This window comes from uncultured Veillonella sp. (assembly GCF_963534045.1).
In the GTDB taxonomy this organism is placed as follows: domain Bacteria; phylum Bacillota; class Negativicutes; order Veillonellales; family Veillonellaceae; genus Veillonella.
Genome location: NZ_CAUSQT010000010.1, coordinates 26,556 through 43,235 on the forward strand (window position 1 = coordinate 26,556; position 16,680 = coordinate 43,235).

The window sequence follows — 16,680 nt, forward strand, 5'->3', positions numbered from 1 at the left end:
CTATTGTGGTAACTTTAGTAAAAATGACTCTGTTGGGTCATATGAATCACCTATTACCATACGTTCATATTCACCAAAAATAAATTCTCTTTTTATTTTTCTCTTTATTTCATCATTTCTAATGAGCATCATTATAGTCCCTACAAGTCCTGCAAAGTCGATATCTTTTAAAGCCTTTCCATCTCCATAATAAGATCGTACTGCATTAATGATTACGTTACTCCCTGTAGCAATGATATTAGAATACTCCAATATTTTCATTGTTTTAACATGATGTAATTCTTTATCGCGATGGCTTGTAGACTGACAGGTTAACATATGTAAAGAACTGATGAACATATTAATAAGGTTAAAAATCTGGTAAGATACCCCAATCTTAATAAAATCACCTGCACTAACATACTTAGTTAATTCCTCTGCATATCGATTATCGAGTATTAAATTTGCCCCTGGAATTTGAATACCACAAGGTGTGTAAAGGTCTGTTCCAATATGGATAATTTGCTTTATCAATGCTGCAACAATAGAAACCGCATCATTGTCAATTCTATAAGCTGCTGCCTTTAATGCCTCTATAGTAGAACACACATCACCTATACATGGATTTTTTAAATCCATATCATATTCGACATGACAGGTGATTGGGACTGGCAAGGGACCCTTCGATCTACAGGTAATTGTGTTAGTCAGTATATTAGATGTACCTACGATAAGACCGACTATAGGATCATGACCAAATGTAGCAAAACGATGATTTGCTTCTTTAAAAAAACCATGATTTACACCTTTAAATCTTGTAGCATCATAAGGAACACCACGAGCAGTACAAATTTGCATCAACGGTGCATAATATGGAGATGGTGTTAAAGGCACACCATCATTTAACGTTCCTAACAATTTACCTTGTATTTTATGTAAAAGGTTCTCCTTTACATTTCCTGCCCCAGCTGGTTGCACTTTAGTAAGTGTATTAATAACATATATCCTAATACATTGCAAAGCAGTGGCAGCGAATAAAAATTTAATATCTTGCCAACCTAACGAAGTACGCTTAGAAAATTCTTCATCTAAGTCAGTAAGTATATTGGTAGTATTAATAGCAATAGAGTGTAACCGTTTTGTTTCTTTTTGTATATCATCTAACGAACCAATCGTATCATCTAAAGCTTTTATAGTAGCATTTTTCCTTGCTAGTAATTCATCAGCCGTACTCATCCCAAATCACCTACACGTTCTTGATAATAGGCAACAGTCTTTTCTAATTCTATCACTTTATAAATACATTCGTCATATATTTTTATCAATTCTTGAGATTCTTTATCCCCCTTAACCTTTATTATGTCTATTCCTTTTCTATGTTCAGCTATCTGTTTCTCCCACATTACTTTTGCATTTTCAAATCCTTGATTTTCAATAGCTTTAAGTTCTGCTTCCCGTTTTTTTATCTCATCTTCTAGCTCCCATGGGGACCTATATAATGGACCACCAATAATACCACCCGTTCCTATCGCTATAGTACTCAACGATCCATTACCCATTGTACTTGTGATTCCCCCAATACATTGTGATTTGCTTTCTTCTATATCGTATTTTAACTTCATTTCGTAGGCTTTTTTATATCTCGGTATATCTTGCTCTAATTTTTTAAGATACTTTGTCTTCTCTTCTATTAAACTATTAAAACATTCCTTCTCAACGGAATATATATTTTTTAACTGTTCCTCTAATTGTATTACTTCTTCAAGAATAGGCGTAAAAATTCTTGCAGCTCGTTCAAGTCCCCTTCTTTCTGCCTCAAATTTCTTATCTTTCCCTCCAAATAATAATAGCAATAGACCAATAGCAACTTCATCAACAACTAACGGTAACATATCTTCAACTCCTACAACACTAAGTTAACACTAACACATTTGTATTACAAAACTCCTCTGTTCATTCTAGTTTATGATATATAAAATCTATCGTTATCTCCCTACATATTCTCTTCTTTCATTATAATCTATACTTATCAATATTAACACATTAGATTTTCTTCAAATCAAATCTCCTCTAAAAAAACGGCTCTATAATAAATGTTGGAAGTGACACCGTAGTGGTGTCACCCCAACATTTATTATAGAGCCTTAATATATCAACTATTCGCCATTTATCATATATATAGGATTTATAATGTTATATCTTTTTATGTTATAACCGTACCCTATTAATTATGTTTTAGATCCTTATTTTGATCTGTTTGTATATTAAGACCTAGTACGGAATTTAAAATAGCCTTAAATTGTTCATTATCTGCTTGTAATTTAGCAATTTCACGTTTAGCATCAGCTAAATCACGAGCCATAGCTATTTTAGAACGAGATACTTCAGACTTAGCACCCCATTTATAAGAAATTCCTGCATTATAAACAGTATCATCCCCACCATTAGCAGTAGATCCAACAGTAATCATTATATCTTCATTTGGTCGATAGGCTACACCAATAGCAGCGGCATTAGCATTATGATAATGACCATATCCAGCCATTATGTCTAATTTATGGTCTGGGTCAAAATCTAATGGATGTAATCCAGCGAGTGCGGCACTTCCTGCAATACCTTTACGTGCTTCTTTTTGATTAGCATTAATAATATTATGCAAACTATTAGTATTACTACTGAAACTGTTAATTCGATTAACGATATCAGGACTCAATCCTATAGTATATTCTTTACGACCATGCGCATTGTCTTGTGATGTAACGGTAATATTATCACCCGCTACAATAGTATTATATTTTTGTGCTTCAAGAGCGACATCATAGAGTTGAGATCCATTAACCGCATCTGTAGATGTGGAAGATACTCTACCAGCACTGACGTTTTGAAGTTGACGAGTATAAGTTGTAACACCACTTGTACCAGCACGACCATTAGCACCAAAGGACACAACAGAGTCTGGAGTACTGCCTGCAAATGTGACATTACTAAATTTAATGTCACTTGCATTATCTTTTATTGTACTTGTACCAACTGCTGCATCGGTTACAGAATTAGATCCAATAGCGACACTATTTGGAATATCTGCGAGTGTATCATTACCTTGAGCTACTGCACTATTACCTGATGCACTCGCGTTGCGACCAATAGCAATGGACGCTTCACCATCAGCGGTTGCAGAATGACCATTAGCGATTGCATCTTTACCAGATGCTTTTGCTAATGAACCTACGGCTAACGCTGAATTACCACTAGCAACGGCTTCATTACCTGCAGCAAAAGCATATTCTTCTGTTGATTTTGATTTATACCCAACAGCAGCACTATAATCACCACTAGCAACAGCATGATTACCTGTTGCTAAGGAATAATCACCTGTTGTTTCTACATCACTACCAACAGCTGTAGATTGCACACCAGAAGCCACAGATTGATAACCAATAGCACTACTATATTGGTTAGATGCTTTTGTGCCATATCCTACTGCAGTAGCCATAACATCAGTAGCTTTTGAAGATTTACCAATAGCCACTGCACTTTTACCAGAGGCATAAGAACCATTACCAATCGCAATAGTATGCTCACCATTTGTTCTAGCCTGTGCACCAATCGCATAGGTATAATCAGTTAATGCTTGTGCGGAGGAACCAAATGCCAAAGAATCTCTGCCATGTGCCTCAGATAATGACCCACCAGCAATACTATTCGTACCCAAAGCCTTATTTTTATCCCCAATAGCAAACGCATTATCACCATCTACTACATTTTTATATCCAGCAACCAACGCACTCGTAGCAGTTGCTGAAATCGTGTTACCATTACCAAAGGCTTCTGCCCCTTTTGCCGCTGCCGCAGGATCTATCGTATTATCAATACCTCCAGCGAATACAGACCCCGTCATAGAAGCCATAGTCATAGCGATTAACATTGTTTTTTTGTTGAACTTTACCATAATCTAACATCCCCATAATTAAATAATACTTATATATTTATTACATAAAAATAGCAGATAATTGGTCTTGCTAAACTAACTATCTGCTATTATATATAATCGATAAATTATTACTATTTATATAGCTTATACTTTTAACTATTTTTTATTGACACGAACACGTTCAATAGTTGGTTCCCCTTGATGATTTTTAGCTACTGTATCAACACGGAACAAAGCCATTTCAGGGCTAAATTCTGTTACGAGTTGTTCGTTTACTTGTACGCCATTTTGAATAGCACGGTATACGATTTGTGCAAACTCATAACGTGTTAACATACGATCGCCACCGAATGTGCCATCTGGGTATCCTTCTACTAAGCCACGACGAGATAAGTCGCTAACAGCTTCGTATGCCCAATGATTGCTTGGCACATCTGGGAATAGTGTAGTGCGGTCAGCTTTCATATTAGTACCAGCTACACCATTTAGAAGAGTTGTCAATTTTTGGATTTGTGCATTTTGAAGAGCTACGGTTTTCTTAAGTTCTAATACTTCTTTACCGATAGCTACACGAGAACGGGATACAGTGCTATGAGCGCCAACTTTCACAGAAAGACCTGCATTCACAACGGTTTCCCCATTACCTAATGTAGAACCTACGCTCAATTGAACGTCCTCATTAGGACGGTAGAATGCGCCAAGTGCAGCCGCATTGCCATTATGGTAATGACCATAGCCAGCCGCAAAGTCCCATTTGGCATCTGGATCAAAGTCGAGTGGATGAAGCGCCGCCAAAGCAGCAGAACCAGCTACGGCCTTGTTAACGCGTTTGTCTAGGCGGGATACGGTACCATTGATGTTTGTAATATCGCCACCGATATTGTTACGCAATTGTTTAAGTTGAGCCACATTAACCGCATCAGTATCATTTGTACCAGCCGCAACGGATGTAATTTGACGTGTTACATCATTAGCCACATCGCCAACGGATACAGCAGATGCCGTAGATTTCCATGTAGCTGATGTATTAGTGGATGGCGCGTTAGTAAGAATATCATAACCAACTGCACCTGCTGCTACTGTCGCTTTAGATCCACTACCAAGTGCTACGCCACCTTCAGTAGATACGTCTGTGTTGTGACCGATGGCCACCACATCATGTACCGTTGTTGTTGTAGCCGTATCGCTAGAACCAATAATAACAGCGTTATTAGCACCTGTTACGGTACGGTTATCGCCAACAATGACCGTGTTCTTTGCATCAGATACAGTATTCTTAGAACCGATAGCAGTCAAATGTTGTACATTAGAGGCTGTATTGCCGACACCCATAACGAGGTTGTCTGCACTTTCAGCACCATCAGCACCTGTTACAGTGTTATTAATACCAATCATAGATGTGCGCAATGTGTAGTCAGCCTTATTGCCACCACCGAATGCCATCGTAGCACCGCCGCCGTTGGAATTTTTGACAGCTGTACGCAATTTTCCAGCTAATTTTTTAGCAGAACTACCACCACTAGTTGGTGCACCAATGATAGCTGTAGTAGAGTTTGTAATTTCATTACCAGCACCCACAATAATAGAACCATTAGAATTAAACGTTCTATTGGCTGTACCAACAATACTATTACCTATACCTGAGTAGTCACTAGTTGCAGTCTTGGATTCAATACTATTTAAAGAACCTGTAATAGTAGCACCAAAGTTTTGTGCCGCTTGTGGTCTGAACCCGCCGCCATCATAAGCACCTGTTATAGCAGAATAGGCACCATTAACTACACCAAAGGTAGCATTATTAAAGCTATTAACACCAACTGTAGTTGCATTTACACTCACATTATGAGAACGCATACTATCTACATTACTTGTATCTACTGTGGTATCACCAATCTCACCCTTATAGTTATGAGTACCAATCATAATACCACCAGAGCGAGCATATGTATTTTGACCAATAGCCACGCCAGTTGGTACTTTAGTTGGATCAGCTGGAACAAATGGCGCACTTAAGCCAAGAAATCCACTTCCTCGGAAACTAGTTTGATTAAAATTAAAACTAGCCTCTTGCGTACCTGCCATATTTTCAGAAAAAGCTTTTTCACCAATTGCTATGCCACCGCCTTGGTTAACATAGTTATTTGTATGTGCACCACTACCAATAGCGATATCTCCTGTAGCTGGACGATTAGTACCATTTGCATAAGAAACTTCAGCACCGTTACCAATAGCTACATTTTTAACTTCTGGCGCTTTACTGCCTGTACCATAAGCAATACCATTGCCTGTGCCTGTTGCTGTATCTGCAGCACTAGCTACCATACATAAGCTAGACAATAGCACACCATTAATTAGCAAAGTTAATAAACGTTTTCGTTTGTTCATTTTACCGCTCTCCATTTCACAAATTATACATAAGATGAATTATATATACATAAAATTCATCTTATCTTTACAATTCAATATTATACCACTTTGAATTGATTTGTAAAATCAATAATTTAATATGAAGTTAACGATTTTTAAATATGCCTTATACTCATTTCACCAATATTTATATGTAATATATCTCACAATATAAGATTTACTATAGAATTTTATTCATAAAAATCATACAATCTATAAACTGAGTTTAAAAATAAATATTTTTTCAAGACAGTTAAACAAACCAAAAAGCGGATAGCGCATCACAAAGGATAACTATCCGCTTATATACTTGATTTATTCTATAATAGATTCAATTACGATACCCATACTATAGAATGTGTAACTATTGTTTATTATTCAATTTTTGTACGAGCATATCTACTGTTTCTTGTAACTTTTTATTTTGAGCCTCCAATGTATCAACCCGTTGTTCGAGAGCGTTATAGGAAGCAGGAGAGATGTTTTGTAACGTTTTATTTTCGCCGAATTTATAGGATACGCCAAGGTTGGCCATAATGTGATCATTAACGGTAGCACCTGCTGTAAGGAGCAAGTTTTCCTTTGGATAATATCCCACACCAAGGGCTAGCGCATTGGCATCTTTATAGTGACCAATACCACCCATCACTTGTACTCGATTATCTGGATCAAATTGCATTGGATGTAATGCAGCTAGTGCCGCAGCACGAGCATCGCCTTTATTGGCCTCTTTTCCAATGTTGCTAATTTTGTTGTACAGATTATCGATTTGTTGGTTCGCACCATATAATTGGGAACCATTGATGGCATCTGTAGAGTCCGCACTAACGCGGCCTGCTGCTACATGTGTAATGGTCCGTTCTTGACCGGTAGCGCCTACAGATACGGTGGATACCGGTGCAGTGCCGGCAAAGTTAACGGTGCCACCTGCATAGGTGTAACTTGGAGTGCTCACCACATTTGTGCTTTCAGCAGTGGAATTATTACCTAATACAACCGCATTATCTAGAGATGTTTTCACATTATTACCCATTACGAATGTGTTATTAGCGCTCACTCGATTATAGTTACCAACACTATAGGAATTATCTCCCTTAACGGTAGCCACATTATATGTACCTACACCAAAGGCACCAGATTGGTTACCTTCAATTTTATTGTATGCACCAATAGCAGAGTTCTTGTCACCTTTAAAGATAACACCATGACCCATGCCATAGTTAAAATTACCATTTACAGTAGAGTTAGAACCGATTAATACGGTATTATTAGCCTTACTAGAGGCAGCTTGAGAAGCACCAAGCCATACGTTTTTATTGCCTTGAGAATAAGAACCTGCAAAATATCCTATAGCAATTGTATCGGAAATGGTTGAATTATAACCGGCTGCAAAGTTGCCTAAGAAGTTATAATCACCTTTACCACCTACAAAGGTCTTAGAGCTAAGTGCTACATTGCCACCACCTTGAGAACCATTCAAAGCAAGACGACCAATAGCGATATTATTGCCCTTTGCATTCGGATCTCCTGTATGGGAATATGGATCACTATTAGCTGCTCCAGTTTGTCCACCTAAGGATACATTATCTGAATTAGAAAAAGTAGCTCCCTGCAATCCAATATTATAGGCTACACCACCTGTTGAAACGATAGGTGTATCGGCGGCTTGAACCAAGCCGATGGAAGATACACTAAACACACTAACCATTGATAGAATACATAATTTTGTTGCGTAATTCATGTTACGTCCCTCCTACACTCTCCTCTTACACCATGTTGCTATACTCCCGCTAGCGTTCTCGATGTACCATATATTTCAGCCACCACGTAAGGATTTCCACAAGTACTCAATTTAGCAAGTATCCGTTTCGTATAATCAAGATGTTCTAACAAAGCATCGCGTAGTTTGCGTTGCACGTGGTCAGGGGAATGAAATACGAGTATAGGATCAAAGTCTCCTATGATGATATACGTTGTATGTGGTTCTGGTCCTGGCTCAATGCGGTATTGAAATGGAATGATAACGTTGAATAAACCATATACCACATCACGCCCGATTGCTTTGCGCGATTTCAGGCTGGCAAAGGTCATGTTCGGACTCATTGTTCTAGGGTCCGTATACATCGGCTTTGACCGCCTCGACGATTGAATGCCGTTTGCTAGAACACCCTCATGGTGCGCTACTTCTCGTAATACCATCTTAATGGATTTATGGACGATTTCACGCCGACCATCTACATAATAACACGCGGTACAATCACCGCCGTCAATGTAGATTGGGATCAAGCAACATATATGGTGATCTACATCTCCATATATGGCATTGGGGTTACAAGAAATTAATTCGTTATTACTTACATTTTGACACGTTGTATTATGCATCATCATGACCTCTTCTTATGTTAAAGGAGTAATAATATTAAGGAATTCCTCTTGTAAAAGCTTATAAATAACACGTGTTATAGTAGGTGCTTTAGCAGCACTTATGAGTCAATTGTATACCTATAATTACAAACTGTAAATATATAAATTAAAAAATATTTTAGTTTTTTTAATATTACTTATAACTATGCATATTTTGCATATCTTGGATATCGAATTCTTTGTTATCCGCTACCATCATATAGTACCGCAATTGGTCGATAGCCTTTTGATGGCGCTGTTGCACAGCCTGCCTAGACTGATGTATTTCACAACCTATGTCTACGCAACTCTTGCCATCTCGATATAAGGCAAACAACAATTGCTGTTGCTCGCGTGGCAGTTTTCTGAAAGCAGCCCACAGACGATTGCGCAATTCGTCTTCTGTCACCGTTCCGATAATGTCGTGTTCGATATCTACATCATCGGGGAACTGATCCATAGCAGGCTCTGATACATCATCACCGGTACATAGGGGCAATGTCAACTCGTGCCGCCACTGATGAGCTGATTGTTTATAAAAATTAAGATACCCATAATGAATGGCTGCTTTTACATAGCCAGAAAATGGTACCTTTCCCGACGTGTGAAAGCTATAGATGGATTCGATAAAGATGATCCACAGAAATGATTCGACGTCATCCATCATCATAGCCGTACTACATCGGCTCGCATACCGCATGATAAGTGGCCGATAGCGTCGGCATAGCTCGACTTGTGCTGCATCGATGGTCAGTTCCTCAATGGGCCACACGGCTCGTTCCGTACTGAGCACCGATACACGACGTTCTTGGCAGACGCGCACTAAACTTAGGTCTGTCACCGCTTGTAACACCTTTTGGGGACATACCACATGCTTTACGTTCATATTCGTTCCTTTCTGCCTAGGCTTACTTGGAATATACACCCAAATGAGTATTTAGACAAACGAGAAATTCCGCCATAAATGCATAGATTTACAGCGGAATTTTTGTTGTTACATATGTATTTGTGTATAATTACAAACCTATTTCAGTAAAGTACGCCAATTTAGATCAATTTTACATAGCTGCATGAATTTGAATCGATTATTGTACAATGAGCGAGTTCGAATCAATGACAAGTCGCACGAATTCGAATTCATTTCACTAAAACGATTGTATTAAGCAATTGTATCTAGCGCAGGTTTTGCAATGGTTTCGTAAATATATTGCCCTTGACCACAATTAATTTCCTCAAGGTTTGGGAACACGAACTGGTACCAAAATTGGAACATAGTATTCACAAAATGGTAATCTGCGTAGCGCAATGGACCACGGCTGCCCCCTTGAATACGTCCAATAATTTCCATATCTAATAGGTCAGCCATACGGGTCGCAAAGGTACCACTTTTGAGCTCACTAGCGTGGCAGAGTTCTGTATAGAACGGCTTATCCAGTTGTGCCAACGCATAGAGAATCGCATTAGCGGCGCCTACATTACGAATGTAGCGCATAAGCAATCGTTGTGGTTCCTTACATAATATGCCTTGTGGTTTAAAGAATAGACGCACAATATTTTCATCTACCGATAAGGCGGGATCTATATGCACGAGGTTCCCCGGCATACCACCTGTTACATGGTATAGCTTAACAAGATCTTCGTCCGTATAGTCCCAACCTAATGCTCTCACATCATCAAGTGTGAACGGATTGACCTTGAAATAACTATGAATGTAGGCTGCAATCAAGCTTGATTCGCCGATGATACGACCTTTTAACTCATCTACATGAGTTCCCATAAGAAGTACGAATACTTTGCCATGGTCGCGATAGGTTTCCATCAAGTCACGCAATATGATAGGCGCTTGTGGAACCGTATCCACAAATGAAGGATAATCATCTATGATGAGCATGATTCGCTTGTCAAGACTTACTTGAAAAACGCCACGCAATGCATCCTCTAAAGTCTTAAAAGACCCTGATGGCACCTTTAGTTCTCTCTCAATTGATCGAATATGAATGGACTCATTCGCCAAGCGTCCAAGCAGATATATGGTATGATTCTTGCTTAATCGAGACTGTAACTCTCTAGCGATATACGTTTTACCAACGCTGTAAGGACCGTGTACAACACTCATTTCCATACGGTCCTGATTGTATAGTTCCATTATGGCGTCAATGACCGCCTCATGGTTACTACATTTCATATAAGATCTCACCTCCCTTAAAATAGTTCTCAGGAGTTTATTATATCATATTTTAAATAAACTATAAAATATATCTTGTAAATTTTAACAAATAGATAATAAATTCATTTTTTACACATAAAAAACTCTTTTCCCATTATGATATGTACCCCTTTTACTGGTTGTCCAGTAAAGAGGGTACATTATTACAAGAAAAGAGTTTCTATGCCTAATTTTACATTCTTATTATTAAAACTTACAGTTGTAAGCCATATCTATCGGTCATTGCTAAATTTCATGAGCATGATGCGACGCACCGATTCATCAAGGCGTGCTTCGGAAATGGTTCCGTTTTCTACGGCTTGCGTCAACGCATCGTGAACCTCCTTGATGTGCTTAGCATGATTACAAACGATAACCATATCGCTACCTGCATTGATAGTGCGGATCGCATAGTCCTCTATTGACATGCCAGCAACGGCAGCACCAACCTCGATATCATCGGTAATCACCACGCCCTCAAAGCCCATTTCCTTCCGTAACCAATCTGTAATAATCGGTTTAGAGAGACTCACCGGATTATTGGAGTCAATAGAGGTGACTTTCACAGCATTTACCATAATCATAGGATGTTCCTCGGCGGTCGCACCGATAAGCTGAGCAAATACGTGGCCATCATCGTCCATGAGGCTCGCCTTCGACGCATCTAGTTTCATGCCCGGTACCGTGTAATCAGCGCCGCCTGGAAAATATTCGTACCCCGTAAACACGCGATTCGCCGCATAGTGTTTAGTAATGGTCTCACCGATACGCGCCGCCCGGTCCACATCGCTCGTGTATGAGTAAAACGAATGGGTATTCACCATGATACCCAAATTGAGGTTGAACCCAAGGTCACGCATCTCGATGGCCGTGCGCGTCGCCAAACTCGACACCGCATCAAGCCCCTGCTTCGATAACAGCTTAGGGTCCGTCCAAGGCAGCATCAAGCTAGGCCTGTACTGCATGCGTTCCCGATTCATGGCGATGAACGGTGGCATGAGGCTCGACGTATTCGCAGTGTCTCGTATGCCTTTTGTGAAAGCCCGCACTTGTTCCTTGGATTCCATATTATCATGATCGAGCAAAATACCACCTACGCGATATTTACGTATTAATTCTTTTTGTGATTCATCAAACGTAGTACCTTTTAGGCCAATGAACATCAATTGGCCAATCTTATCCTCTCGTGACATGGTGCGCACACTGCGGTCCGCCTTTTCCGCAGCCGACGCATTCATGGCAGCAATCGCCTTATACCCTACGGGCGCACGGTCTGAACTTGTCGTCGTACTCGGCGCCTCTCGACTACACCCTACAAGAGTGCCCATCGTGGCTATTGCCAATACACCGCAAGCCAACCTTTTTACGAACTGCTTCATCTCTCTCTACCCTCTATTGACAGCTCAAATACAATCAAGTTACGTTAAGACCTCTGTCCTCCCAGTCATCAGTCTATTGTTAACACTTTATACATTCTATTATATACCATCTGTTTCATTAATACCTCATTAAAAGATTACTATTTTTAACCCGCTGATTTGCCAATTCCGCATATTGATAGAAAGGAATGCATACAGATTACAAGGTAGAGATTTCTGCAGCCATCCTCATGTTCACAAAATAAAACTGCAACCTAGTCATATATACTGTATCTGATGTATTCTCAGTATACGTAAAACTAAATTGCAGTTTTAAAATTATTTATGAGTGCGATTTGCCTCTGTTTCATCGGACTCAGGTGTTGAATTCGTTGTTTGTTGAGGTGCTTTATGAAGCGTCATAACCGTTTTAGCCGCCACCTTTTTCACAGGACCTGTTGGTAACACAATTGGTATTTGTGTGTTTACTTTCACAGGGCCATTAGCAGGTACAGGGGCTTGTACCGGTGTCGATAAAGCTTTAACGATATTTGGTTGTGGTGCCGTTTGAGCTGCCATCGATTGAGATGCTGCTGGCTGCGCTACCACTGGTTTTGGTGCTTGTTTAGGCGCATCCGATTGTTGACGTGCCACACGAGCCGCCGCTAAGATACCTGGGTTGCGATATAATAACTGACCACCTTCGGTAGACAATTTTTGATCATAATAATACACATCTGCGTTGTAATACTCACTGCCACTGGCCACATCATAACGCAAACCAATCATAGTATACACCGTGAAATGTAACAACCCGTCCGGTTTACTGCGGTCAATCGAATCGCGGTCCACATACCAATTATTGCCATTATAGGTGAAAGCATAAATATCTTGCCGAGCATCGGCATTGGGTATAACAGATATAAACAGCGCTGCCACAAACATAGCCACTGCACACATACGTTGAAACATGAGGCCTCCTCATTATGAAATACTACCTATCTTAATACTATATATATATATATATACATTAATACATACTAATGGTAGATAGATTATGTAAGTATAAAAATGATTGTATACGATTTAACAACTTATTATACCACATTTTCTGAGATTGCGTTCCTCTGACAGCCCTACTTGGAATTAGAACAGGCGTGTAGTATTGATAGGCCCATTTGATACTGCTTCTAAAAATTAGAACAGGCGTGTTCTAATTCTAGAGACACCATATAATTGATTAAGTTCATTTGAATTTGACGATATATATAATTTTCCTTATAATAAAAGAAGATAGCCAAGCGAGTAGTTCCGTCAGGCTCATCTCAAGAATAAAAAACGTGATGAAATGGCCTTTCAGTTACCTAGTTACTTTAGGATAACGAAGGGCTATTTGTCTTTTCCAAGACAAATAAGAGAAGCTAATTATAATGCGAACATATGAGTTAAGCAATAAGCATCTATAAATACAGATATACGAGTTAAAATTATAAAAGTCCCAGAGTACTAACAGCTAATATATACAGCTATTAGTACTCTGGGGCTATTTATATATCGACTATATCCTCAGATTGTTTTAGGTGAACATATCTTAGAATTTATGTGTAAATCCAGCGTTCACGGACCAGCCTGCTTTATAGTCGCCAGATAATCCGGTGCTAATATCAGCATAAAGGCTGTTGTTAGCATTGATGCCATAGCGGCCACCGAATGCAAGGTCAGTCCATGTGCCTTTAAGGTCTTGTTCTGTGGATTTCACAGTAAAACCACTTGTGTATGTAGTTTTTACCGAACCAGAGAAGGCATGGTTAACGCCGACACGAGTATAGATACTCCCTGAGCCAAATGTTTTACCAATCTCAAGGCCAAGACCGCCAGCAGTGCTGCTTACACCAGCTTGGTCTACATGCATGTTGCCTGCATTAAAGCTATCTCCACCAAAGTGAGTATAGCTCAATTGTGCTTGCGGTTCGATGTATACACCATTTTGTAATTTCACAGTTTTACCATAGCGAGCGCCGATAGTGTATGCATTAGCCTTCGTTTCGCCAGATAGGCTTTCACCAATTTCATTACGAGCTGTGAAAGTATTCGTTACACGACCAACTTGAGATTCAAGTTGAATGTATTGATCTCGGCCTAGATCTTTCAAACCATAGGCGCCAACAGCAAAGGCCTTTTCTTTGCCAGAGCCATTGAACACATAATCATCATGGCCACGAAGATAAGACACTTGACCGCCTACGGTCCAGCCGCTACCAGTTTTAGCGTCATAACCACCTTGAATGCGTGTATAGGTTGTGTCAGTATCAATACCTTGTGCATCATAGCTGTATTGATCGCCACCGATATGGGCCCAAATACCTGTTGTTGCGCCTTGTTGCAATGCACGAGGGCGATACGTATTTGTCAATGTGCGCCAGCCGTTGATATTGCTCATAATCGCGGAACGAGTGCCACGCATATGAGGAGTATCATATGCCGTTGATTGAGCAGGTTGTGGTGCCGGAGCCGGCGTTGGTTGTGGTGTTGGAGCCGGCGTTGGCGCTGGTTGCGGTGTTGGTGCCGGCGTTGGTGCTGGTTGCGGTGTTGGCGCCGGTATTGGTGCTGGTTGCGGCGCAGGAGTTGGCGTTGGCACCGGTTGTGGCGCTGGAGCTGGCGTTGGTGCTGGTTGTGGTGTTGGTGCCGGTTGTGGCGCCGGCGTTGGTGTCGGTGTCGGCGTTGGTTGCGGTGCTGGCGTTACTGTTGTATTGCCGTACACGTATTTACCTTGACCATCTTTATCAGCTTGCCATGTAATAACACCTTCTTTAGCATAACCAGATGTTAATACCTTAAAACGTCCAGATTCAGCACCTTCAGAGGCAATCGCTACTGTGCCTTCAAGGTTTCTTTCACCAGTCACATAGTTATGGTAATACACCTTGTGTGCAAGATTATCTAAAACCTTGTTTACATTATCCTCAGTAGACAAGTCAAATCCCTTGCGGCTAGTGTATAGATGAGCGCCAGAATTAGGGGCCGCACTTGTGATATGAATGTCACCACCCCAGAAGGAATCAGCCGTTAAACCATTATATGTTGTGGTTGGCGGTGTATATTCTGGATCCTCCGTATCCGCATATTCATCATTAGGATCATACATAAAATTGACATGGCCTTCGAGTTTATCAATATACAGTTTATTATGCTCATTTTGCTCTACCGTATTTTTGAAATTGCGATTCGTAGAGCCAACGAGTCGATGTACACGGCTAGGCATAGTACTACTATCAAGATTAGTACCATTAAGGCCACCTTGATATAATAGCTCCCAACCCCCTCTTTCACCAAGGAACACATTAATATGATTATAATTTCTGTCATGTTCATCAGCTAAATTGAAAGCTAACCCAGACCAATTGGATTCCTCACCATCTATACCGATATTAATGATTGAGTCGTGATTTGGATCACTTTTAACTATAACATCGCCCTCAACGAATATTTGATCACCCGTAAACTGACCATCTTGGTCTTGAACGCCTATATTAATTGCACCGCCTTGAGCAAGGGCAACAGGTGTACTCACTCTACCAGAATAATACACCCCTTCTTTCAATGTAATGGTACCACCATTTTTACTGGTAGCAAATGCACTATGACCATAGCCAATATTTGAACGTCCGTCTTCAATAATAACCATACCACCATTCGCTACTATAGAAGATATATTTTTATCGTATTCTGGGAATACACGTATCATATCGTCACTGTTAGCTACGAAATCTGTATTATTAGTATACGGAGCGGTATAGGCCGCATCTACCATCATATTAGGCATTACAAATCCAGCAATCGCCAGTGCCACAGCTAGCGATAGCTTTGCTTTACTTACATGTCTCATAATAGTCCTCTCACTCGCACAATGTAAACAAACTATAAATTATCTTAAATTATAATTTACAATTTGTTATTTGTAAATATGAGAGAAATAAAATTAGTACAGGCCTGTAGTATTGCCTGGACCCTTTAATACCTCTTCTAAAAATTAGAACAGGCCTGTTCCATTTCTGGAGAGACCATATCAGGCTATCTTACAAATTAGAACACGCCTGTTCTATTTCTGGAGAGACCATATCAGGCTATCTTACAAATTAGAACACGCCTGTTCTATTTCTAGAGACACTATATCAGGCTCGTCTTGCTAATTACTACAGGCGTGTTCTAATTTAAAATCCCCTTGATAAGTACCGAGATACTCATCAAGGGGATTGTTTTAGTTATGGAAAAGACAAATAGCCCTTCGTTATCCTAGGATAGCTAGTGAGTTCAAGTCACATTTTACGCTTTAAATATAACGCCATTATGCTCTAGTTGTTCCACCGTTTTTTTACCAATGCCTGGTAGCATCAATA

The 16,680-nt window shown here is 39.9% G+C and carries 11 protein-coding genes; all 11 read right to left on the reverse strand.

Annotated features, from left to right (window positions below; genetic code table 11):
* Nucleotides 1-1,215, reverse strand: a complete 1,215-nt coding sequence (locus tag RYP29_RS03285) for a hypothetical protein (RefSeq protein WP_311532243.1) — start codon at nucleotides 1,213-1,215, stop codon at nucleotides 1-3.
* Nucleotides 1,212-1,871, reverse strand: coding sequence for a hypothetical protein (locus RYP29_RS03290; RefSeq protein ID WP_311532245.1), 660 nt, complete (start codon nucleotides 1,869-1,871; stop codon nucleotides 1,212-1,214). Before RYP29_RS03290 ends, RYP29_RS03285 begins: the two co-directional genes overlap by 4 nt.
* 332 nt (nucleotides 1,872-2,203) lie before the next feature.
* Complete coding sequence (locus RYP29_RS03295; RefSeq protein ID WP_311532246.1) at nucleotides 2,204-3,928, reverse strand: YadA-like family protein; 1,725 nt, start codon at nucleotides 3,926-3,928, stop codon at nucleotides 2,204-2,206.
* Nucleotides 3,929-4,066: 138 nt separating this feature from the next.
* On the reverse strand, nucleotides 4,067-6,295 hold the full coding sequence (locus RYP29_RS03300) for an S-layer homology domain-containing protein (protein WP_311532247.1): 2,229 nt from the start codon (nucleotides 6,293-6,295) through the stop codon (nucleotides 4,067-4,069).
* Between the two features lie 385 nt (nucleotides 6,296-6,680).
* Nucleotides 6,681-8,057, reverse strand: a complete 1,377-nt coding sequence (locus RYP29_RS03305) for a YadA-like family protein (RefSeq protein WP_311532249.1) — start codon at nucleotides 8,055-8,057, stop codon at nucleotides 6,681-6,683.
* Nucleotides 8,058-8,095: 38 nt separating this feature from the next.
* Nucleotides 8,096-8,704 carry a hypothetical protein gene (locus tag RYP29_RS03310; RefSeq protein WP_311532251.1) on the reverse strand — a complete coding sequence of 203 codons (609 nt, stop codon included), beginning with the start codon at nucleotides 8,702-8,704 and terminating at the stop codon, nucleotides 8,096-8,098.
* A 169-nt stretch (nucleotides 8,705-8,873) separates the two neighbouring features.
* Nucleotides 8,874-9,605, reverse strand: a complete 732-nt coding sequence (locus RYP29_RS03315; RefSeq protein ID WP_311532253.1) for a sigma-70 family RNA polymerase sigma factor — start codon at nucleotides 9,603-9,605, stop codon at nucleotides 8,874-8,876.
* A 273-nt stretch (nucleotides 9,606-9,878) separates the two neighbouring features.
* Entirely contained in the window at nucleotides 9,879-10,904 is a 1,026-nt protein-coding gene (locus RYP29_RS03320) for an ATP-binding protein (RefSeq protein WP_311532255.1), read from the reverse strand.
* A gap of 254 nt (nucleotides 10,905-11,158) precedes the next feature.
* Nucleotides 11,159-12,304: a glycoside hydrolase family 3 N-terminal domain-containing protein gene (locus RYP29_RS03325; RefSeq protein WP_311532256.1), complete on the reverse strand. Its 1,146-nt coding sequence runs from the start codon at nucleotides 12,302-12,304 to the stop codon at nucleotides 11,159-11,161.
* A 318-nt stretch (nucleotides 12,305-12,622) separates the two neighbouring features.
* Entirely contained in the window at nucleotides 12,623-13,255 is a 633-nt protein-coding gene (locus RYP29_RS03330; RefSeq protein WP_311532257.1) for a hypothetical protein, read from the reverse strand.
* 619 nt (nucleotides 13,256-13,874) lie between these two features.
* Complete coding sequence (locus tag RYP29_RS03335) at nucleotides 13,875-16,169, reverse strand: autotransporter outer membrane beta-barrel domain-containing protein (RefSeq protein ID WP_311532259.1); 2,295 nt, start codon at nucleotides 16,167-16,169, stop codon at nucleotides 13,875-13,877.
* Nucleotides 16,170-16,680 lie beyond the last annotated feature (511 nt).

Coding starts and splice junctions, on each gene's coding strand:
- RYP29_RS03285 (WP_311532243.1), bottom strand. CDS start 1,215: ATGAGTACGGCTGATGAATTACTAGCAAGGAAAAATGCTACTATAAAA.
- RYP29_RS03290 (WP_311532245.1), bottom strand. CDS start 1,871: ATGTTACCGTTAGTTGTTGATGAAGTTGCTATTGGTCTATTGCTATTA.
- RYP29_RS03295 (WP_311532246.1), bottom strand. CDS start 3,928: ATGGTAAAGTTCAACAAAAAAACAATGTTAATCGCTATGACTATGGCT.
- RYP29_RS03300 (WP_311532247.1), bottom strand. CDS start 6,295: ATGAACAAACGAAAACGTTTATTAACTTTGCTAATTAATGGTGTGCTA.
- RYP29_RS03305 (WP_311532249.1), bottom strand. CDS start 8,057: ATGAATTACGCAACAAAATTATGTATTCTATCAATGGTTAGTGTGTTT.
- RYP29_RS03310 (WP_311532251.1), bottom strand. CDS start 8,704: ATGATGATGCATAATACAACGTGTCAAAATGTAAGTAATAACGAATTA.
- RYP29_RS03315 (WP_311532253.1), bottom strand. CDS start 9,605: ATGAACGTAAAGCATGTGGTATGTCCCCAAAAGGTGTTACAAGCGGTG.
- RYP29_RS03320 (WP_311532255.1), bottom strand. CDS start 10,904: ATGAAATGTAGTAACCATGAGGCGGTCATTGACGCCATAATGGAACTA.
- RYP29_RS03325 (WP_311532256.1), bottom strand. CDS start 12,304: ATGAAGCAGTTCGTAAAAAGGTTGGCTTGCGGTGTATTGGCAATAGCC.
- RYP29_RS03330 (WP_311532257.1), bottom strand. CDS start 13,255: ATGTTTCAACGTATGTGTGCAGTGGCTATGTTTGTGGCAGCGCTGTTT.
- RYP29_RS03335 (WP_311532259.1), bottom strand. CDS start 16,169: ATGAGACATGTAAGTAAAGCAAAGCTATCGCTAGCTGTGGCACTGGCG.